The following is a 19,522-nucleotide window of genomic DNA, read 5'->3' as shown; positions in this document are numbered from 1 at the left end:
GGGAAAATGAGAGATGTCGCAACGTCAGCTCAGACGCAGGGAAATGTCACGCAGCAGCGCGTGAAAGCTGCGGTAATACCTTCTTAAATCGAAAGTTATGTCAATCTGAGTGCCAGCACCCCATGAGAGCATGTACAATCGCCGGGTCTATAACACCGGCCTTTCAAGGAGAGTACATGTCTATCACGGCGGGTTCGCTATACCGTGACACGGGGAATTTTTTCCGTCATCAGTTGGTTACCATTACACTGATGGCGCTACTGACCTCATTTATCACCATGATGCTCGGCAAGGCTTTTACGCCTGATGCCGATCAAATGCAGATCCTGGGTGACGGTGCTGCAGGTTCGGCCGGCAGCCTGATGGAAATGATTCAAAACATGTCGCCGGAACAACAAAAGGTGCTGCTAAAAGCCTCCGCTGCGGGGACTTTTGCTTCACTGGTAGGGAATGTGCTGCTGCTGGGCGGCATGCTGTGCCTGATCCCGATGGTATCATCCGGTCAGCGTGTCAGTGCACTGCGGGCCATTGGTGCTTCAGCTCCGCTATTACCGCGCCTGCTGCTGCTGACGTTCCTGATGACGTTAGTGATCCAGCTTGGCTTTATGGTGCTGGTGGTGCCGGGTGTATTGCTGGCCGTGACGCTGGCGTTGTCACCAATCATCATGAACACAGAGAAAATCGGCGTTTTTGCGGCCATGCGCACCAGCGTTCGCCTCGGATGGAGCCAGATGAAACTGGTGGCACCGGCTGTTGTTCTGTGGATTGTGGCGAAACTGGTTGTGCTGCTGCTGGCATCTTCATTGCTGTGGTTGCCACCTGACGTCGCCTCCGTCCTGTTGAACGCCATTAGCAATCTGATTTCAGCCATACTGATTATCTATTTGTCACGCCTGTATATGCTGTTACGTTAATTCATCGGGAATGCCTCGACAGAGTCATTCCCGATTCATAATATTCCGGTTTAGTCTGTTATTTGGAAGCCGCTATGAAGCAGTTACTCGACTTTCTTCCGCTTGTAGTGTTTTTTGTTTTCTACAAGTTGTACGACATTTTTGTTGCCTCTGGTGCACTGATCGTTGCCTCAGGTCTGGCGCTGGTCGCCAGCTGGCTGCTGTATCGCAAGCTGGAAAAAATGTCGCTGATCACCTTCGCACTGGTGGCTATTTTTGGCACCCTGACGATTGCGTTGCATAACCCGGACTTTATCAAATGGAAAGTCACCATTATTTACGGTCTGTTTGCTGTCGCACTGCTGTTCAGCCAGTGGTTTATGAAACAACCTCTTATCCAGAAAATGCTGGGCAAGGAGATTCAACTGCCAGAATTTGCCTGGCGACGTCTGAATATCGCCTGGGCGCTCTTTTTCCTTGCCTGCGGACTGGCCAATATCTACGTGGCGTTCTGGCTTTCCCAGGACATCTGGATGAACTTTAAAGTCTTCGGTCTGAGTGCGTTAACGCTGCTGTTCACATTATTAAGCGGTGTCTATATTTACCGTCTGATGCCACAACAAGAAGAAAAATAAGCGTTAAATGCCCGACGGAACCCCCGATCGGGCAAGTGGGTTATTTTGAAATCAGCAATGTCAGGAACATAACAATGAGCGAAGAACTAAGAACACCGCAGGGTGAGATGGTGCTGCGCACCCTCGCCATGCCAGCAGACACCAATGCCAACGGTGATATATTCGGTGGCTGGCTGATGTCGCAGATGGATATGGGCGGCGCTATTCTGGCCAAAGAGATTGCCGGGGGACGTGTGGTCACCGTGCGCGCTGACGGGATGACCTTTCTGAAGCCGGTCGCGGTGGGTGATGTCGTCACCTGCCATGCACGCTGCATTCGCACCGGCACCAGCTCCATCACCATTAATATTGAAGTGTGGATAAAGAAAGTGTCGTCAGAACCCATCGGGCAACGCTACTGCACCACCGAAGCCGTGTTTATTTACGTCGCCGTCGACCCGGACGGAAAACCGCGCTCCCTGCCGGATGATAAAATCAATTTCACGCTAGATATCCAGCAGTAACTCACTTTAAAAATTGATTTTTGGCAGAACACTTTAATTAGCGAGTAGATTTTGCATTAAAGCAAGGCGGCAATTGAGCTAATCCCCGGGAGCTTACATCAGTAAGTGACCGGGGTTAGCGAGAGCAGCCAACGCCGCTATGGTACAAAAGATGCTGGCTAATTTTATTCGATGCTGGTGCCGCCGTTAATCTTGAAGACAATATTCATCGTAATGTCCTTGCCGGGCTTGCCTGCTTCATAGCGCCATTTGCGCATCGCCAGCTTCACCTCCCGCTCAAACATGTTACGAGGTTCGGCAGACAGGATACGAATGTTATCGACCTGTCCTGAGCTATCGACGTCAAACTGCACGCGTACACGCCCTTCCACACGCAGCGCAAAGGCGCGTGACGGATAGGACGGCTTACCGACGGTCAGCGCCCGTGGGCCTGTTGAAACGGCCGTAGACGGCGCCTGAGAGGTCTTCGGTGCCGTGGATGGCTTTGTCTGCTCGGTCGGCCGGGTTTCCACCGGGGCAGCAGGACGCGGTTTCACTTCCTGCTTCGGCTTCACCACTTCTTTCTTCACCGGCTTCGGTTTAGGTTTAGGTTTCGGTTTCGGTTCCGGTTTCGGGATCGGCACGGGTTCAGGCTTGGGTGGCTCCGGGGCAGGTTCAGGCTCCACTACCGGCTCTGGTTCAGGTTCAACAACAGGGGGGGCGGGTTGCGGTTCCGGCTGCACCTCAGGTGCCACCATCGACACGCTAATCGGCTGAGACGCTTTGGGCATTTCGACCACCTGATGAAATGAGGCGTACAGCAGTGCCCCGATCACCGAACCATGCAGTACGATCGAGATCAGCAATGGCAAAGGTGAGCGGCGAGGTAGATCAGTTGTTAGCGTCGTCATAATCTTTCTGGTCAAAATGTGAAGGGGTGATTTTAAATGCAAATAGCAATCAATTTCAATAACCGCTCACGATCAATCGCGGATTTACGCTTTTAAGGGCAACAACCTGACCTTTATCAAGGGCAAATTATCTTTCATTTGCACAAATGTTAACGATCACTTAACGTGATGCCGAATCTCATCCCCGACAGGAGTTCTGAAGGTGCTCTACGTAATTTACGCTAAAGATAATGCTGACTCACTGGATAAACGCACCGCTGTGCGCCCTGCTCACCTTGCACGCCTGCAGTTACTGCGTGATGAAGGTCGTCTGATTATTGCTGGCCCAATGCCTGCGGTGGACAGTAATGAACCTGGCGTGGCGGGTTTTACCGGGTCGACGATTATCGCCGAGTTTCCTTCACTGGAAGCAGCACAATCCTGGGCTCAGGATGACCCTTATATCGCTGCTGGCGTGTACAAAAAGGTGGATGTTAAGCCTTTCAAACGCGCGTTTTAATCTCGGCCGGCGGTTCGGTGAACCGCCGGAAGCACGGCGAGCATCAGTGATGCTGAGTAATAAACAGAATTGAACGACGCTGCAGTTGGCTGACCAGATGTCGGAAAGAGTGCATGCGGCCATAACGACGTGACTGCCCTTCTAACCAACGTGCCCGGCGACGCTGAACCTGGCGACTCATGCGCCAGCGCGCAACTTCATTTCTGCTTCGTCTCATTACACCCTCAGTCTGTTGCTCTGTGTACGGTAAAAACTCGCGACGCATTATAGACCTTTCTTTTCCCTCACAAGGTCCGATGTCTTTAGGCTGATGATGGTTTAAAGGTTCCCAGCGTTGTCATCTGCACGTAAACTCCAAAGACTTTCGCGTGAACAGGACTTTCACTTAATGACCACTTTTTACACCGTGATGAGCTGGCTGCTGGTATTTGGTTACTGGTTACTGATTGCCAGTGTGACCTTGCGCATTCTGATGAAGCGCCGCGCGGTGCCCTCTGCCATGGCATGGCTGCTGATTATCTATATCCTGCCGCTGGTAGGTATTATCGCTTATCTCTCATTCGGTGAACTTCATCTGGGGAAACGCCGTGCAGAGCGTGCGCGCACTATGTGGCCTTCCACGGCACGTTGGCTCGCCGAATTGAAATCCAGTCATCATATTTTTGCTGAAACCAACAGTGACGTTGCCCGTTCACTGTTTCAGCTGTGTGAGAACCGTCAGGGGATCGCCGGGGTAAAAGGCAATCAGCTGCAACTGCTGACCAGCACTGACGATACCCTGCGCACGCTGGTGCGTGATATCCAGCTGGCACGCCATAACATTGAAATGGTGTTCTATATCTGGCAGCCCGGCGGACAGGCCGATGAAGTGGCGGAAGCACTGATGGCAGCGGCACGCCGGGGTGTTCACTGTCGTTTAATGCTCGATTCCGCAGGCAGCGTCGACTTTTTCCGCAGTCCGTGGGCAGCCATGATGCGCAACGCCGGGGTCGATGTGGTGGAAGCGCTGAAAGTCAGCCTGCTGCGTGTTTTCCTGCGCCGTATGGACCTGCGTCAGCACCGGAAAGTCGTGTTAATCGATAACTATATTGCCTACACCGGCAGCATGAACCTGGTCGATCCGCGTTACTTTAAACAGGATGCGGGCGTCGGCCAGTGGGTGGATTTGATGGCGCGGATGGAAGGCCCGGTCGCCACCACAATGGGAATTATCTACTCCTGCGACTGGGAAATTGAAACCGGTAAGCGTATTTTACCGCCACCGCCCGATGATAATGTGATGCCGTTTGAAGCCGAGAGCGGCCACACCATTCAGGTGATCGCCTCAGGCCCCGGTTTCCCGGAAGATATGATCCATCAGGCGCTGCTCACTGCGGTCTACTCTGCGCGCGAACAGCTGATCATGACCACGCCCTATTTCGTACCCAGTGACGATTTGCTGCATGCGATCTGTACGGCCGCGTACCGGGGCGTTGAAGTCAGCATTATTGTGCCACGGCACAATGACTCCGTACTGGTCGGCTGGGCCAGCCGAGCCTTCTTTGGCGAACTGCTGGACGCCGGTGTGAAAATCTATCAGTTCGAAGGCGGTCTGCTGCATACCAAAAGTATTCTGGTGGATGGGCAACTTAGCCTGGTGGGGACGGTAAACCTGGATATGCGCAGTCTGTGGTTGAATTTCGAGATTACTCTGGTGATCGATGATGATGGCTTTGGCAGCGATCTGGCACGCGTGCAGGATGATTATATCGCCCGTTCACGTCTGGTTGACGGAAAACGCTGGTCACGCCGTGCTTACTGGCAGCGCATCGTTGAACGACTGTTTTACTTCTTCAGTCCATTGCTGTAAAACGAGCGAAAATGCACAACCCCCCGGGGCACGACAGGACATATTATGGATTTGAACAACCGCCTTACCGAAGACGAGACGCTGGAACAGGCTTACGATATTTTCCTTGAGCTGGCGGTCGATAATCTCGATCCTGCCGACGTCATTCTGTTCAACCTCCAGTTTGAAGAACGCGGCGGCGCAGAGCTGTATGATCCTGCTGAAGACTGGGCAGAACATGTCGATTTCGACCTGAACCCTGACTTTTTCGCTGAAGTCGTGATTGGACTGGGCGAAGAAGACGGCGAACCGATTACCGACGTGTTTGCCCGCGTGCTTCTCTGCCGCGAGAAAGACCATAAACTCTGCCATATTTTGTGGAAAGAGTAAGCCCTCTTACGGCTATCAGGCCCGGTTAATCCGGGCCTTCTTTATTTTTATCGCCCAGTCTCCCCCCGCACCCTTTGCAGAAATGCGCATCATCCTCATGGCCCGTCTGCTTACACACGGTGCAGTGACGCCGGTGACGATTACGCTGCATTACCTCCGTCATATACGAGCTCATCACCCCAGTCGGTATAGCGATCAGTGAATAACCGAGCAAGATCAGTATTGATGAGATCATCCGGCCCAGCGGTGTATGTGGCGTAATGTCTCCATAACCGACCGTGGTCATTGTCACCACCGCCCAGTAGACGGCAACCGGCAGGCTGGTAAAGCCGTTCTCCGGCCCTTCAATGACATACATCAATCCGCCAAAAACGCAGAGCAATATCATTACCCCGCCGAAGAACAGCGAGAGCTTTTTCCGCGCACTGACCAGACTGTCCCACAGCACATTGGCAGAGCCCATATAGCGCAGTAGCTTTATCAGCCGAAGCAGGCGCAACACACGCAGCAGCCTTATCGCCATCATGTAACGTAGGGCGATATCCGGCCAGAGCCAGAAGATATACAACGGCAGCGTGGTGATCAGATCGACAATGCCAAAAAAACTGAAAACATACCGCATGGGGCGTTCCGTGGTCAGTAACCGCAGCACATATTCCAGACTGAAAAGCAGGGTAAAAGCATACTCAAGCAGGAGAAACACCGAGGCTTCTTTCAACTGCAGGGTTATTTTGTGTGGTTCCGCCGACTCAATAAACAGCGTCATCACACTGACCAGTGTCGTAATAACCCAGAAAATTTCAAACCGGCGACCCGCCGGGCTGCTCACATCAAACAAAAAAATATAGAGGCGCTGACGCCAGCTCCGATCCTGTTTAGCCATCTGCATGCCCTCCGGCCATCCTTTGCGAATCTGTATTACTAGAAGGGGCCAGACGGAAGATCAAGCAATATGCGGATAAACAAAAAAAACCCGCATTGAAAGCTCAATGCGGGAAGATAACGAGAGGGTTGTGACGAACGGTCAGAGCGGATCTACTTTCAGGCAGGAGACAGCGTGACGGAAACTGCCCTCCAGCAATGGCCGTGTTTTCGCGCACTCCGGCCCGGCAATCGGGCAACGTGTGCGGAACACGCACCCGGATGGCGGGTTGATCGGTGATGGCAGTTCCCCTTCCAGCAGTTGAATCACCTTCTGCTTTTCCAGATCGGGGTCGGGAATGGGTACCGCTGACATCAGCGCCCGCGTATAAGGATGCTGCGGATTCTGATACACCTCATCATAGGTGCCCAGCTCCACGGCATGCCCGAGATACATCACCAGCACGCGGTCAGAAATATGTTTTACGACAGCCAGATCGTGCGCGATAAAGATCAGCGACAGCCCCATCTCACGCTGCAACTTTTGCAGCAAATTCACCACCTGCGCCTGAATAGAAACATCCAGTGCCGATACCGGTTCATCACAGATAATCAGTTTTGGTTCGAGGATCAACGCGCGTGCAATACCGATACGCTGACACTGTCCGCCCGAAAACTCATGAGGATAACGGTTGATCAGGTTAGGCAGCAGCCCCACCTTCAGCATCATCTCTTTCACGCGGTCTTTCACTTCCTGGCGCGGCATACGCGGGTGATAGGTGCGCAGCGGCTCCGCAATAATCTCTCCGATATTCATACGCGGATTCAGCGATGCCAGCGGGTCCTGGAAGATCATCTGGATATCGCTGCGCGCGGCACGCCATTCGTCTGCACTCTGCCCTAACAGATCGCGCCCCAGCCAGGCCACCCTGCCGTCTGTCGCTTTCACCAACCCGATAATCGCGCGCGCCAGCGTGGATTTACCGCAACCGGACTCACCCACCACGCCCAGGGTTTCTCCCTCGTACAAACGCAGGCTGACGCCATCAACGGCTTTCAGCGTTTTTGGCGGCTGCCAGAACCACTGACGTCCGTCTTTGATATCAAAATGCACCTTCAAATCGGCGATTTCGAGCAACACTTTTTTCTCAGCAACCGTTGTCATACCAACGCCTCCACGGGCTTAAAGCAGGCACGCAGCCGTCCATCACCGAACGCCTCAAGAGGCGGCGCGCTGGCACAGATATCCATCGCATGCGGACAGCGTGGCTGGAACGGGCAGCCTTTCGGCAGACGTGACAGATTTGGCGGATTACCAGGAATGGTCATCAGTGTGTCGCCCTCATCAGCATCCAGACGCGGGACTGCATTCAACAGGCCAATGGAGTAAGGGTGTGACGGATGATAGAAGACGTCACGCGCTTTTCCATACTCCATCGTACGCCCTGCGTACATCACCATCACCTGGTCACAGATCCCTGCAACCACACCCAGATCGTGGGTGATCATAATAATCGCGGTGTTAAATTCGCGCTTCAGTTCGTTCAGCAGGGTCATAATCTGCGCCTGCACCGTCACATCAAGCGCGGTCGTCGGCTCATCCGCAATCAGCAGCTTTGGCCGACACAGCAGCGCCATGGCGATCATCACACGCTGACGCATTCCCCCTGAGAATTCGTGGGGAAACATTTTCATGCGTTTGCGGGCTTCCGGCATTTTTACCGCATCGAGCATACGGACTGACTCTTCAAACGCCTGTGCCCCGCTCATGCCTTTATGCAGTTGCAGCACTTCCATCAGTTGCTCACCGACACGCATATACGGGTTCAGCGAGGTCATCGGGTCCTGGAAGATCATCGCAATTTGTTCGGCACGCAGCTTGTTGAGCTGTTTTTCCGGCAGATTAAGGATCTCACTACCGTTGAAACGTGCTGAACCACCGATGCGGCCGTTGCTGGCCAGCAGCCCCATCAGGGCAAATGCGGTCTGCGATTTTCCCGATCCGGACTCGCCGACAATGCCAAGGGTTTCACCCGCACTCAGGCTGAAATTCAAATCGTTCACTGCCGTGACATCGCCATCGGGAGTGCTGAACGTCACACGCAGATCTTTCACATCCAGCAGCCGTTCGCTTCCCTGGGTCTTTGCCATTGCTGGCTGAAGTTCAATTACGCTCATAGGGAAACTCCTTAACGGTCTTTCGGGTCGAGGGCATCACGCAGGCCATCGCCAATAAAGTTGAAACAAAACAGGGTAATCACCAGGAAACCGGCCGGATAAAGCAGCAGCCAGGGTGAAACCTCCATCGAGTTAGCACCGTCGCTGAGCAACGCACCCCAGCTGCTCAGCGGTTCCTGCGTGCCGAGACCGAGGAAGCTCAGGAAGGATTCAAACAGGATCATGCTCGGCACCAGCAGTGAGGCATACACCACGACCACGCCCAGTACATTGGGAACGATATGGCGCAGCACGATATTCAGCGTCGACACGCCGCCCACTTCCGCCGCTTCAATAAACTCTTTACGTTTCAGGCTCAGGGTCTGTCCACGCACAATACGTGCCATATCCAACCACGACACCATACCGATGGCGACGAAAATCAGCAGAATATTTTGACCAAAGAAGGTGACCAGCAGGATAACGAAGAACATAAACGGGAAGGAGTTGAGGATCTCCAGAACACGCATCATCACGGAGTCGATTTTACCGCCCAGGTAGCCCGCCAGTGTGCCGTAAAGTGTTCCCAGCACCACCGCCACCAGCGCCGCAGCAATCCCCACCATTAAGGAGATACGCCCGCCAATGGCGACACGCACCAGCAGATCACGCCCTGACGAATCGGTGCCCATATAGTGGCCCGAACTCATGTCTGGTGCCGCTGACATCATTGCCCAGTCGGTGTCGTCATAAGTAAACGCAGACAACATCGGAGCGAAAATGACAAACAGGGCGACCAGCAGCAGCACAAACAGGCTGGCGACCGCCGCACGGTTATGGATAAAACGGCGGCGCGCGTCCTGCCACAGGCTGCGTCCTTCGATCTCTAGCTTTTCACTGAAGTTATCCAGAGCTTCGCTGTTTTTCTTAACAAAAATCATCTCCAGCTCCTGGATCAGTAACGAATTTTTGGATCGATGACCGCATACAGCACGTCAACAATCGCATTGAACAGAATGGTCAGCGCCCCGACCAGGATCGTCAGGCTTAATACCAACGAATAATCTCGATTCAGCGCGCCGTTAACAAATAGCTGACCAATACCTGGCAGACCATAAATGGTTTCAATCACCATTGAACCGGTAATGATGCCGACAAAGGCCGGGCCAAGGTAAGACAGGACAGGCAACAGCGCGGGTTTCAGCGCGTGGCGCAAAACGATGCGGTGCATCGGCAGCCCTTTGGCGCGTGCGGTGCGAATAAAGTTGGAGTGCAGCACTTCGATCATCGAACCACGAGTAATACGCGCGATGCTGGCAATATAGGCCAGCGACAGCGCCACCATCGGCAGGATCATAAATTTCAGCGCCCCGCCATTCCAGCCTCCTCCGGGCAACCACTTCAAGGTAATGGAGAACAGCAACACCAGGAGCGGCGCGACCACGAAACTGGGGATGACGATCCCGGTCATTGCCACGCCCATAACGGCATAATCCCATTTGGTGTTTTGTTTCAGCGCGGCAATCACGCCAGCACTGACGCCCAGTACCAGGGCAAACAGAAACGCAGCCGCCCCCAGTTTGGCCGACACAGGGAATGACCCGGCCACCAGATCGTTGACCGTATAATCTTTGTATTTAAACGATGGACCAAAATCCCCGTGTGCAAGCTGCTTCAGATAACTGAAGTACTGCGTCAGGATCGGATCGTTTAAATGATATTTGGCTTCAATATTTGCCATGACTTCAGGTGACAGCGTGCGCTCGCCGGTAAACGGACTTCCGGGAGCCAGACGCATCATAAAAAAGGAGATGGTGATCAGAATAAATAACGTCGGGATCGCTTCAAGAAAACGACGAAAAATAAATTTTAACATTGCCCTACCTGCCCGGCTTACTGCCTCAGCACTGCTCTATAAAAGATCTGCCGGGGAGAGTTCCCCCTCCCCGGGAACGACCATTAATGTTTAATGATGTACAAGTTTTTATCGTAGACGTTATCCAGCGGATCTTTACCGGTATAGCCGCCGACGTAAGGTTTCACCAGACGGGCATTGACGTAGTAATAGACCGGCACGATGACGGAATCCTTATCGAGGATTTTCTCAGCATCGGCATAACGGGTAGCGCGGGTCGCTTCGTCCGGTGATGCCAGCGCGTCATCCATCGCCTTATCGAAGGCCTCACTCTTATAGTGGGAGGTGTTGTTGCTGCTGTTTGACTGCATGGTGCCTAAGAAGGTGGTCGGTTCGTTGTAGTCAGCGCACCAGCCTGCACGAGCTACATCAAAGTTGCCCTGGTGACGGGTGTCGAGGAAGGTTTTCCACTCCTGATTCTCCAGTTTAACGTTCACACCCAGGTTTTTCTTCCAGATCGACGCAGCAGCAATAGCCAGCTTCTTATGCAGATCGGAGGTGTTATACAGCAGGTTGAAGGTCAGTGGTTTATCCGCTGTGTAACCGGCTTCAGCCAGTAATTTTTTCGCTTCTTCGTTACGTTTTTCCTGCGACCAGCCAAACCACTCTGGTGGCGTCAGCTTAATACCTTCGGTGTAAGGCGGAGTGTAGCTGTAGGCAGGCAGATCGCCCTGTCCTTTCACTTTGTTAACGATAATGTCGCGATCAATACCCAGTTTCAGAGCAGCACGAACGCGAGGATCGTTGAACGGAGCTTTCTGGTTATTGATTTCGTAGTAGTAAGTACAGAGATAAGGGTCAACATGCACTTCGGTCGGGATATCTTTTTTCAGCTTCTGGAATAACTCAATCGGCATGTTGTTGTAGGTCATATCGCTGCCGCCGCTGCGGTAGCGGTTAACATCGGTCACTTCAGAAGAGATCGGCAAGAAGGTGACTTTATCCAGTTTGGTTTCTGCGTTGTCCCAGTAATCGGTATTACGTACCAGAACAATACGTTCGTTCACTACCCACTCGGAGAGTTTGAAGGCGCCGTTGCCCACCCAGTTAGCGGGCTGAGTCCACTTATCACCAAATTTGTCTACTGCCGCTTTATTCACCGGAGACATGGAAGGATGGATCAGCAGCTTATAGAAATAAGGTACGGGTTCGCTCAATGTAACTTCCAGCGTATGCGCATCGATCGCCTTCACGCCCAGCGTGTCCGGGCTTTTTTTACCCGTAATGATATCGTCGATGTTCTCAAGATGGCCGTACTGCAGGTAACTGGCGTAAGGAGAAGCTGTTTTCGGATCGGAGAGGCGCTGCCAGCTGTAAACGAAGTCCTGTGCCGTTACCGGCTCACCATTGGACCATTTAGCATTATTGCGCAGGTGGAATGTCCACACCTTGCCATCTTTATTGTCCCAGCTCTCGGCCACGCCTGGAATCGGGTGCCCCTGCGGGTCACTGATAACCAGACCTTCAAGCAGGTCGCGGTTGACGTTAGATTCAGGCACGCCTTCTATTTTATGCGGGTCCAGCGACTGTAATTCAGCACCGTTACCTTTAACCAACTCCTGCTTAGCAGCCAGTTCGACTCCTGCTGGCACGGAGGCTGCAAACGCCTGCTGTGCTGTCATTGATCCCAGAGCCGCCATCACGCCAGCGGCGATCAGACTCTTCTTCGTGATGTTGATCATTTTTTACCTACTCCAGTTTTTATTAATACCAACGAGTGACAGGCACCGCGGTTACCCTATTTTCGGGAAAACTTAACCGGGCAGCGGAACGAGGCCGCCCGGCTTGTTTTTTTATACTTTGTACTGCTGAGAACTGCTGCTATCACCTTTCAACGCCCGGCGTTGCCGCACGTTGTTGTGTTCGTTCATTCATGGGATCTGAAACGCTTCAGAACGCTCCCCTTCGGATTGCATTTCCAGTGCCACTTTTTATCAAAGCCACTAAAAAATTATCAGAAGGACTCCATTTCCGCTAAAGCTAAATAGCAAAAATGTTAACCATTTCTCTTTTATCATGATCAAAAGCAGGGGCAAAGCGTTATTTATTATTGAAAAATAACAGCTAACTTGATGATAAATGGGAATAAAAACGAGTTACACCGTGAGAGTTTTCAAAAAAAGAACTTTTTTTGAGTGATTTTTAAACAAATATCGTAAAAATATGAGCAATAATTACATTAAAACTACCAACTAACGAAAAAGCAGCATTAACAACCATAAAAATACAAAATCGCACTATGTTGTAATGTTAAAAAAATCACACCCCCTACAATTGCATGGATAATCATATTGTTTTCAGTAATTACATTAATAATCGATGCACCAATGTAAGAGAAATGAATAAATGCACCAAAATAATCCACCAAAATGGTGTATTGCACTTTTATAGTGCATTGCAATGTAGGGATGTTTAAAAAAAGCGCATTAAATGCGCTTTATATTCACCAATTCAGAATTTTAACCGGGTTAATTTGTGAGCCCCGGAAACAGTGCGCGAATGCCTGTGACGACAAATTCAATCCCCAGCGCCATCAATAGTAAGCCCATAATACGTGTGACGACATTTATACCCGTTTGACCCAGTACTCTGACCATCAAAGGGGCTGCGCGGAATAACAGCCAACAGCAAAAAGCAAACAACGCAATCGCCAGGGTAAAGCCCAGTAAGTTTTGCCAGCTATGGTAGCGGGTGCTCCAGACAATGGTTGAACTGATAGCGCCTGGCCCGGCCATCAGCGGCAGCGCCAGCGGCACGACGCCAATACTTTCACGGTTAGCGCTTTCTGACTTCTCCTGCTTGTTCTGTTTGTCCTCGCCCAGCTTCCCACTGATCATCGACATCGCGATAGTGACCACCAGAATGCCGCCCGCGATACGAAAAGAATCAATAGAAATGCCAAAAATATGCAGGATGCCGTCTCCGAGAAACAGCGCCGTCCACAGAATGATCGCCACTGACAGATTGGCCGTCAGATTGGTTTTATTCCTCGCTGCCGGAATCTGGTAGCTGGTCATACTGATAAACACCGGAATGATCCCAATGGGGTTGACCAGTGCAAACAGACCAACGAAAAATTTGATATAGCCAGAGAGATCTAAAAGTGCAGGATTCACATGCGCTCCTGTGGGGGACGGTTGATGGCGGCTAATGTAATGGAAATTGCCGATAATGACTATCCCCTCAAGGCTGGAATATCACACCAAATTATCAGCATAAACCCAGCGATTCTGACTACCTTGACATCACATTTCAGCACAATAAAAAACAAAAATGCGCAGTTTTTTTTCGTAACAGACGACTTTGCTTTAGACCGGATTATTCCTACAGCTGAATGGTATCAGCTTACATAATTAATGATCTAAATCATGTTTTCACCCCTGCACAACCGCTATGCTCAAGGACATCAAAGGGAAGTGATAACGTACCGAAAGGGGTCTGTAATGACCTGTACCACAGACTCTTTTAGTAAACCTATTAGAACGTTTTTAGCCATTCGGCAAGCCCTGACGGGCAGTGTTCTCCGACATGACTATAATTGCTAATTCTGACTTGTTTACTAATAGAGTTTAACTTTCAGGAGAGCCACATGGCCGTTACTAATATCGCTGAACTTAATGCACTGGTTGAACGTGTTAAACAAGCACAGCGTGAATATGCCAACTTCACCCAAGAACAAGTAGACAAAATCTTCCGCGCCGCCGCGCTTGCCGCAGCAGATGCCCGTATCCCACTGGCTAAAATGGCCGTTGCCGAATCTGGCATGGGTATCGTTGAAGATAAAGTGATCAAAAACCACTTCGCTTCCGAATACATCTATAACGCCTACAAAGACGAAAAAACCTGCGGTATTCTCGCCACCGATGACACCTTCGGTACGATCACTATCGCAGAGCCCACCGGCATAATCTGCGGTATCGTCCCAACGACTAACCCAACCTCGACCGCTATCTTTAAAGCACTGATCAGTCTGAAGACCCGTAATGGGATCATCTTTTCGCCGCACCCACGTGCTAAAAACGCCACGAATAAAGCCGCAGATATTGTTCTGCAGGCCGCCATTGCTGCGGGTGCTCCAAAAGATATTATCGGCTGGATTGATGTCCCTTCTGTTGAGCTGTCCAATCAGTTGATGCATCACCCGGATATCAACCTGATTCTGGCAACCGGCGGTCCGGGTATGGTGAAAGCGGCCTACAGCTCTGGTAAACCTGCCATCGGCGTTGGTGCAGGTAACACCCCTGTCGTGATCGATGAAACTGCGGATATCAAACGTGCCGTAGCCTCTATTCTGATGTCAAAAACCTTCGATAACGGCGTTATCTGCGCCTCTGAGCAATCCGTTATTGTTGTCGACAGTGCTTATGAAGCCGTTCGTGAACGCTTCGCCAGCCACGGCGGTTATATGTTGCAGGGCAAAGAGCTGAAAGCCGTTCAGGACATCATTCTGAAAAATGGCGCACTGAATGCTGCCATCGTTGGACAGCCTGCGGTGAAAATTGCGGAAATGGCCGGCATCACCGTTCCGGGCACCACCAAGATTCTGATTGGTGAAGTGAAACTGGTCGATGAGTCAGAGCCTTTTGCCCACGAAAAACTGTCTCCGACCCTGGCCATGTACCGTGCCAAAGATTTCAATGACGCGGTAAGCAAAGCAGAAAAACTGGTGGCAATGGGCGGTATCGGTCATACCTCTTGCCTGTACACCGATCAGGATAATGAACGTGAACGCGTGAACTACTTCGGCGATAAAATGAAGACCGCGCGTATTCTGATTAACACCCCTGCTTCTCAGGGGGGCATCGGTGACCTGTACAACTTCAAACTCGCCCCATCACTGACACTGGGCTGCGGCTCATGGGGTGGTAACTCGATTTCTGAAAACGTCGGACCAAAACATCTGATCAACAAGAAAACCGTGGCCAAGCGAGCAGAGAATATGTTGTGGCACAAGCTTCCTAAGTCTATTTACTTCCGCCGCGGTTCACTGCCTATTGCTCTGGACGAAGTGGCCACCGATGGGGCGAAACGCGCCTTTATCGTGACCGACCGCTTCCTGTTTAACAACGGCTATGCAGACCAGGTCGTTAACGTGTTGAAAGCACGTGGCGTTGAAACTGAAGTGTTCTTCGAAGTGGAAGCCGACCCGACGCTGAGTATCGTACGCAAAGGTGCTGAGCAGATGCTTTCGTTCAAACCTGACGTCATTATCGCCCTGGGCGGTGGTTCACCGATGGATGCAGCGAAAATCATGTGGGTCATGTACGAACACCCTGAAACCTCTTTCGAAGAACTGGCACTGCGCTTTATGGATATCCGTAAACGTATCTACAAGTTCCCGAAAATGGGCGTGAAAGCGAAAATGATCGCGGTGACCACCACCTCAGGGACCGGCTCAGAAGTGACACCGTTTGCGGTTGTTACCGACGATGCTACAGGCCAGAAATACCCACTGGCAGACTATGCGCTGACCCCGGACATGGCGATTGTCGATGCCAATCTGGTGATGGATATGCCGAAATCCCTGTGCGCCTTCGGTGGACTGGATGCCGTGACCCACGCACTGGAAGCCTACGTTTCTGTGCTGGCTAACGAATACTCTGACGGCCAGGCGCTTCAGGCGTTAAAACTGCTGCAGGAAAACCTGCCAGCCAGTTACAACGAAGGGGCGAAAAATCCGGTAGCACGTGAGCGCGTTCACAACGCCGCGACCATTGCAGGTATCGCCTTTGCCAACGCCTTCCTTGGGGTTTGTCACTCAATGGCTCATAAACTGGGTTCTGAATTCCACATCCCACACGGTCTGGCGAACTCGCTGTTGATTTGCAACGTCATCCGCTATAACGCTAACGACAACCCGACTAAACAGACCGCGTTCAGTCAGTATGACCGTCCTCAGGCGCGTCGTCGTTACGCCGAAATCGCCGATCACCTGCGTCTCAGCGCACCGGGCGACCGTACTGCGCAGAAAATCGAAAAACTGCTGGTCTGGCTGGATGGCATGAAAGCGGAACTGGGCATTCCTAAATCCATCCGCGAAGCGGGCGTCCAGGAAGCAGACTTCCTGGCAAAAGTCGACAAACTGGCCGATGATGCTTTCGATGACCAGTGTACCGGCGCTAACCCACGTTATCCGCTCATTGCTGAGTTGAAACAGATTATGCTGGATAGCTTCTACGGCCGTGACTTTGTTGAGCCCTTCGCCAATTTGGCCGAAGCGGTAACAGCGACTGATTCTGCCGCCGACGTTAAGAAAACAGAACGTAAAGTGAAACGTTAAATCCATCGTGACACAAAAAAACCCGCCATCTGGCGGGTTTTTTTATACATAAAGGGGCATAAAATAGTAAGCAATACTTATAAACGGAATAACGCGTACTACCTAAACCTTTAACGTAAAAGAATACTGTCAGACACTGTCTTCAGAATGACGATGTCCATAGATAGCCACCAAAGAGCCACTGTCCAGCGCTTCATAGTAGTGTTTACGACACACTGAAACGTAACGCTCATTGCCGCCAATCTCTACCTGAGCCCCTTCTTTAAAGGGCTTTCCTGTTTCATTAAGACGCAATACCATGCTGGCTTTCCTGCCACAGTGGCAGATGGTTTTTAATTCAACCAGTTTATCTGACCAGGCCAGCAGATACTGACTGCCGATAAATAACTCGCCGCGAAAATCTGTACGCAAACCATAACAAAGTACAGGTATATCTAAATTATCAACAACATCAGATAATGCTTTCACCTGATCGCGTGTCAAAAACTGACTTTCATCCACAAGCACACAGTGAATCGGTTCGATCTGATGCTCTGCGTTTATCTCACTAAACAGCGACGTGCTGTTATTATACAATTTAGCCGGAGAAGAAAGCCCAATACGTGAACTCACCCGGGCTGCACCAAAGCGATTATCAATCTCTGCGGTATACACCAGCGTGCGCATGCCGCGCTCATGATAGTTATATGAGGACTGCAGCAATGCCGTTGACTTACCGGCGTTCATGGCCGAGTAATAGAAATAAAGTTGAGCCATGAGCTCCGCTCCGAATGTCACTTAAGATGGCCGGAGTGTAACATAAACACGGTTGTTCACGCCCTGCCACATGTAATAACCAGGGGGTAAATAGTAGCAAAGTGGTATGTATCGCACAGTCCGTGCAGGGTTTAACAATTAACAAATGTTAACGAGAGAGTGTTCCATCTGTGCAATCATCGACTAAAAAGCGCATTATTTAGCTAGCACATCATATTTTGGCTCTCATTTTTTAACTCAACATTATGCTTTATTAGCTCATTCAGCTTTCTTACAAAATTAACTATTGCAGTTCCGAATGGCGAACACTATTATTATCAGGCAGAAACATCCCTATCAATATAATTTAGAGAATTGGACAATGAGCGAAGCACTTAAAATTCTGAACAACATCCGTACACTGCGTGCTCAGGCAAGAGAATGTAGCCTGGAAACTCTGGAAGAAATGCTGGAAAAACTGGAAGTTGTCGTGAATGAACGTCGCGATGAAGATAACCAGGCGCAGGCAGAAGTTGAAGAACGTACACGTAAACTTCAGCAATACCGCGATATGCTGATCGCTGATGGTATTGATCCAAATGAATTACTGTCTACTCTGGCCGCGGCTAAAGCACCAGGTAAAGCTAAACGCGCTGCGCGTCCTGCTAAATATTCTTACATCGATGAGAATGGCGAAAGCAAAACCTGGACAGGTCAGGGTCGTACTCCAGCAGTTATCAAAAAAGCCATTGAAGAGCAAGGCAAAAAGCTGGAAGACTTTCTTCTGTAATTCTGCTCAGGGTCCTTTTCTACTACCCCATAATTAAATGGGGTTTTTTTGGTCCTATTTTTAGTCGTTATCACCGGGCACGGATAAAAAAAGGAAGCCGATGGCTTCCTTTTTCTTTAGTTACGCAAACCCAAATTAAACCGGGTAAAAGCCTTTGTACCAGTCGACAAAGCTCGCCACACCCTCTTCTACCGACGTTTTCGGCTTAAAGCCGATAACCTGATATAAAGCCGTGGTATCGGCACTGGTTTCCATCACATCACCGGGCTGCATCGGTAACATATTTTTCTCAGCCACCTGCCCCAGTGCTTTTTCCAGCGCTTCAATATACGCCATCAGCGTCACAGGCTGACTGTTGCCGATATTATATACTCGGTAAGGTGCAGAGCTGGTTGCCGGGCTGCCGGTTTCCACCGTCCAGTCTTTATCTGCGTGCGGAATGACGTCCTGCAGGCGTACAACCGCCTCGGCAATATCATCAATATAGGTAAAGTCGCGGCGCATCTGTCCGTGGTTATAAACGTCGATTTTTTCACCCGCAAGAATAGCGCGGGTAAACTTAAACAGCGCCATATCCGGACGTCCCCAGGGACCATATACTGTAAAGAAGCGCAGCCCCGTGGTGGGAATACCGTAGAGATGAGAATAGGTATGCGACATCAGCTCATTCGCCTTCTTGGTCGCCGCATACAGCGATACAGGATGGTCAACGGAGTCATCCGTCGAGAATGGCATTTTACGATTGAGGCCATAGACTGAACTGGAAGAAGCATACAGCAGATGTTCCACTTTATTGTGGCGGCACCCTTCCAGAATATTAAGATGGCCAATGAGGTTAGCGTCTGCGTAGGCCAGTGGGTTTTCCAGTGAGTAACGGACACCTGCCTGTGCGGCAAGGTGGATAACGCGTTGGAAGCGCTGGTTGCGGAACAGTTCGGCTATCCCTTCACGGTCGGCAAGATCGCCTTTCACAAAGGTGAATTCGGGGTGAGTATTAATCAAATCAAGACGTGCCATCTTGAGATTAACATCATAATAATCATTCAGGTTGTCGAGCCCGACAACCTGGTGACCGGCGGCAAGCAGACGTTGCGTGACATGAAAGCCAATGAAGCCTGCTGCGCCGGTGACCAGATATTTCATACT

20 protein-coding genes are annotated in these 19,522 nt (G+C 51.0%); 9 read left to right on the top strand and 11 right to left on the bottom strand.

The features are described from left to right. The first annotated feature begins 176 nt into the window (after window positions 1-176). From HHI26_RS00890 to yciA, 3 genes are all read left to right on the top strand, one after another. Entirely contained in the window at window positions 177-914 is a 738-nt protein-coding gene (locus tag HHI26_RS00890) for a YciC family protein (protein ID WP_133841887.1), read from the top strand. Between the two features lie 74 nt (window positions 915-988). Beyond that, complete coding sequence (locus tag HHI26_RS00885) at window positions 989-1,528, top strand: septation protein A (RefSeq protein ID WP_159336551.1); 540 nt, start codon at window positions 989-991, stop codon at window positions 1,526-1,528. Window positions 1,529-1,602: 74 nt separating this feature from the next. Continuing rightward, the gene (yciA, locus tag HHI26_RS00880) at window positions 1,603-2,031 is read left to right on the top strand and encodes an acyl-CoA thioester hydrolase YciA (RefSeq protein ID WP_133841885.1); all 429 of its coding nucleotides are present in this window, start codon (window positions 1,603-1,605) and stop codon (window positions 2,029-2,031) included. Between the two features lie 164 nt (window positions 2,032-2,195). On the opposite strand, the gene tonB is transcribed toward yciA, so the two are convergent. Continuing rightward, on the bottom strand, window positions 2,196-2,921 hold the full coding sequence (gene tonB / locus HHI26_RS00875; RefSeq protein ID WP_197931265.1) for a TonB system transport protein TonB: 726 nt from the start codon (window positions 2,919-2,921) through the stop codon (window positions 2,196-2,198). A 202-nt stretch (window positions 2,922-3,123) separates the two neighbouring features. Here tonB and HHI26_RS00870 point away from each other — a divergent pair, with 202 nt between their 5' ends. Then, on the top strand, window positions 3,124-3,420 hold the full coding sequence (locus HHI26_RS00870) for a YciI family protein (RefSeq protein ID WP_133841884.1): 297 nt from the start codon (window positions 3,124-3,126) through the stop codon (window positions 3,418-3,420). A gap of 43 nt (window positions 3,421-3,463) precedes the next feature. On the opposite strand, the gene HHI26_RS00865 is transcribed toward HHI26_RS00870, so the two are convergent. After that, the gene (locus HHI26_RS00865) at window positions 3,464-3,637 is read right to left on the bottom strand and encodes a YciY family protein (RefSeq protein ID WP_133841883.1); all 174 of its coding nucleotides are present in this window, start codon (window positions 3,635-3,637) and stop codon (window positions 3,464-3,466) included. 171 nt (window positions 3,638-3,808) lie between these two features. On the opposite strand from HHI26_RS00865, the gene cls reads away from it, so the two are divergent. Together cls and HHI26_RS00855 are read left to right on the top strand one after the other, a co-directional pair. Continuing rightward, window positions 3,809-5,269 carry a cardiolipin synthase gene (cls, locus tag HHI26_RS00860; RefSeq protein ID WP_133841882.1) on the top strand — a complete coding sequence of 487 codons (1,461 nt, stop codon included), beginning with the start codon at window positions 3,809-3,811 and terminating at the stop codon, window positions 5,267-5,269. Window positions 5,270-5,314: 45 nt separating this feature from the next. After that, the gene (locus HHI26_RS00855) at window positions 5,315-5,638 is read left to right on the top strand and encodes an HI1450 family dsDNA-mimic protein (protein ID WP_048915935.1); all 324 of its coding nucleotides are present in this window, start codon (window positions 5,315-5,317) and stop codon (window positions 5,636-5,638) included. A 25-nt stretch (window positions 5,639-5,663) separates the two neighbouring features. On the opposite strand, the gene HHI26_RS00850 is transcribed toward HHI26_RS00855, so the two are convergent. From HHI26_RS00850 to HHI26_RS00820, 7 genes are all read right to left on the bottom strand, one after another. Next, window positions 5,664-6,521 (bottom strand): ion transporter, encoded by an 858-nt coding sequence (locus HHI26_RS00850; protein WP_133841881.1) that lies wholly within the window; start codon window positions 6,519-6,521, stop codon window positions 5,664-5,666. Window positions 6,522-6,662: 141 nt separating this feature from the next. Next, the gene (oppF, locus tag HHI26_RS00845; protein ID WP_133841880.1) at window positions 6,663-7,664 is read right to left on the bottom strand and encodes a murein tripeptide/oligopeptide ABC transporter ATP binding protein OppF; all 1,002 of its coding nucleotides are present in this window, start codon (window positions 7,662-7,664) and stop codon (window positions 6,663-6,665) included. After that, window positions 7,661-8,677, bottom strand: coding sequence for an ABC transporter ATP-binding protein (locus HHI26_RS00840; RefSeq protein ID WP_133841879.1), 1,017 nt, complete (start codon window positions 8,675-8,677; stop codon window positions 7,661-7,663). The genes oppF and HHI26_RS00840 overlap by 4 nt, the downstream gene beginning before the upstream one ends. Window positions 8,678-8,688: 11 nt before the next feature. Next, window positions 8,689-9,597 (bottom strand): oligopeptide ABC transporter permease OppC, encoded by a 909-nt coding sequence (gene oppC / locus HHI26_RS00835; protein ID WP_133841878.1) that lies wholly within the window; start codon window positions 9,595-9,597, stop codon window positions 8,689-8,691. Between the two features lie 14 nt (window positions 9,598-9,611). Beyond that, window positions 9,612-10,532, bottom strand: a complete 921-nt coding sequence (gene oppB, locus HHI26_RS00830; RefSeq protein ID WP_062743122.1) for an oligopeptide ABC transporter permease OppB — start codon at window positions 10,530-10,532, stop codon at window positions 9,612-9,614. An 83-nt stretch (window positions 10,533-10,615) separates the two neighbouring features. Then, window positions 10,616-12,253 (bottom strand): oligopeptide ABC transporter substrate-binding protein OppA, encoded by a 1,638-nt coding sequence (gene oppA / locus HHI26_RS00825; protein WP_133841877.1) that lies wholly within the window; start codon window positions 12,251-12,253, stop codon window positions 10,616-10,618. A gap of 786 nt (window positions 12,254-13,039) precedes the next feature. Then, the gene (locus HHI26_RS00820; RefSeq protein ID WP_133841876.1) at window positions 13,040-13,687 is read right to left on the bottom strand and encodes a YchE family NAAT transporter; all 648 of its coding nucleotides are present in this window, start codon (window positions 13,685-13,687) and stop codon (window positions 13,040-13,042) included. A 24-nt stretch (window positions 13,688-13,711) separates the two neighbouring features. Between HHI26_RS00820 and HHI26_RS00815 the strand changes: the two genes are divergently transcribed. Further along, window positions 13,712-13,924, top strand: coding sequence for a hypothetical protein (locus HHI26_RS00815; protein ID WP_159336550.1), 213 nt, complete (start codon window positions 13,712-13,714; stop codon window positions 13,922-13,924). A gap of 236 nt (window positions 13,925-14,160) precedes the next feature. Further along, a complete protein-coding gene (adhE, locus tag HHI26_RS00810) occupies window positions 14,161-16,851 on the top strand; it encodes a bifunctional acetaldehyde-CoA/alcohol dehydrogenase (protein ID WP_133841875.1) in 2,691 nt (896 codons plus the stop codon). A gap of 129 nt (window positions 16,852-16,980) precedes the next feature. Here the strand turns inward: adhE and tdk are convergent, their stop codons facing one another. Next, window positions 16,981-17,607 carry a thymidine kinase gene (gene tdk / locus HHI26_RS00805; protein WP_133842145.1) on the bottom strand — a complete coding sequence of 209 codons (627 nt, stop codon included), beginning with the start codon at window positions 17,605-17,607 and terminating at the stop codon, window positions 16,981-16,983. Window positions 17,608-17,968: 361 nt separating this feature from the next. Between tdk and hns the strand changes: the two genes are divergently transcribed. Next, on the top strand, window positions 17,969-18,376 hold the full coding sequence (gene hns, locus HHI26_RS00800; RefSeq protein ID WP_133842144.1) for a histone-like nucleoid-structuring protein H-NS: 408 nt from the start codon (window positions 17,969-17,971) through the stop codon (window positions 18,374-18,376). A 135-nt stretch (window positions 18,377-18,511) separates the two neighbouring features. Here the strand turns inward: hns and HHI26_RS00795 are convergent, their stop codons facing one another. Continuing rightward, the gene (locus HHI26_RS00795; RefSeq protein ID WP_133841874.1) at window positions 18,512-19,519 is read right to left on the bottom strand and encodes an NAD-dependent epimerase; all 1,008 of its coding nucleotides are present in this window, start codon (window positions 19,517-19,519) and stop codon (window positions 18,512-18,514) included. Window positions 19,520-19,522 lie beyond the last annotated feature (3 nt).

This window comes from Erwinia sp. JH02, from assembly GCF_013074405.1.
In the GTDB taxonomy this organism is placed as follows: domain Bacteria; phylum Pseudomonadota; class Gammaproteobacteria; order Enterobacterales; family Enterobacteriaceae; genus Erwinia; species Erwinia rhapontici.
Note: the sequence above shows the minus strand (reverse complement) of the source record. Positions and strands in the feature narration are given on the sequence as shown.

Bases quoted from the DNA above. Each gene is read 5' to 3' on its own strand.
- HHI26_RS00890 (WP_133841887.1), top strand. From the start codon at position 177: ATGTCTATCACGGCGGGTTCGCTATACCGTGACACGGGGAATTTTTTC.
- HHI26_RS00885 (WP_159336551.1), top strand. From the start codon at position 989: ATGAAGCAGTTACTCGACTTTCTTCCGCTTGTAGTGTTTTTTGTTTTC.
- yciA (WP_133841885.1), top strand. From the start codon at position 1,603: ATGAGCGAAGAACTAAGAACACCGCAGGGTGAGATGGTGCTGCGCACC.
- tonB (WP_197931265.1), bottom strand. From the start codon at position 2,921: ATGACGACGCTAACAACTGATCTACCTCGCCGCTCACCTTTGCCATTG.
- HHI26_RS00865 (WP_133841883.1), bottom strand. From the start codon at position 3,637: ATGAGACGAAGCAGAAATGAAGTTGCGCGCTGGCGCATGAGTCGCCAG.
- cls (WP_133841882.1), top strand. From the start codon at position 3,809: ATGACCACTTTTTACACCGTGATGAGCTGGCTGCTGGTATTTGGTTAC.
- HHI26_RS00855 (WP_048915935.1), top strand. From the start codon at position 5,315: ATGGATTTGAACAACCGCCTTACCGAAGACGAGACGCTGGAACAGGCT.
- HHI26_RS00850 (WP_133841881.1), bottom strand. From the start codon at position 6,521: ATGGCTAAACAGGATCGGAGCTGGCGTCAGCGCCTCTATATTTTTTTG.
- oppF (WP_133841880.1), bottom strand. From the start codon at position 7,664: ATGACAACGGTTGCTGAGAAAAAAGTGTTGCTCGAAATCGCCGATTTG.
- HHI26_RS00840 (WP_133841879.1), bottom strand. From the start codon at position 8,677: ATGAGCGTAATTGAACTTCAGCCAGCAATGGCAAAGACCCAGGGAAGC.
- oppC (WP_133841878.1), bottom strand. From the start codon at position 9,597: ATGATTTTTGTTAAGAAAAACAGCGAAGCTCTGGATAACTTCAGTGAA.
- oppB (WP_062743122.1), bottom strand. From the start codon at position 10,532: ATGTTAAAATTTATTTTTCGTCGTTTTCTTGAAGCGATCCCGACGTTA.
- oppA (WP_133841877.1), bottom strand. From the start codon at position 12,253: ATGATCAACATCACGAAGAAGAGTCTGATCGCCGCTGGCGTGATGGCG.
- HHI26_RS00815 (WP_159336550.1), top strand. From the start codon at position 13,712: ATGGCGGCTAATGTAATGGAAATTGCCGATAATGACTATCCCCTCAAG.
- adhE (WP_133841875.1), top strand. From the start codon at position 14,161: ATGGCCGTTACTAATATCGCTGAACTTAATGCACTGGTTGAACGTGTT.
- tdk (WP_133842145.1), bottom strand. From the start codon at position 17,607: ATGGCTCAACTTTATTTCTATTACTCGGCCATGAACGCCGGTAAGTCA.
- hns (WP_133842144.1), top strand. From the start codon at position 17,969: ATGAGCGAAGCACTTAAAATTCTGAACAACATCCGTACACTGCGTGCT.
- HHI26_RS00795 (WP_133841874.1), bottom strand. From the start codon at position 19,519: ATGAAATATCTGGTCACCGGCGCAGCAGGCTTCATTGGCTTTCATGTC.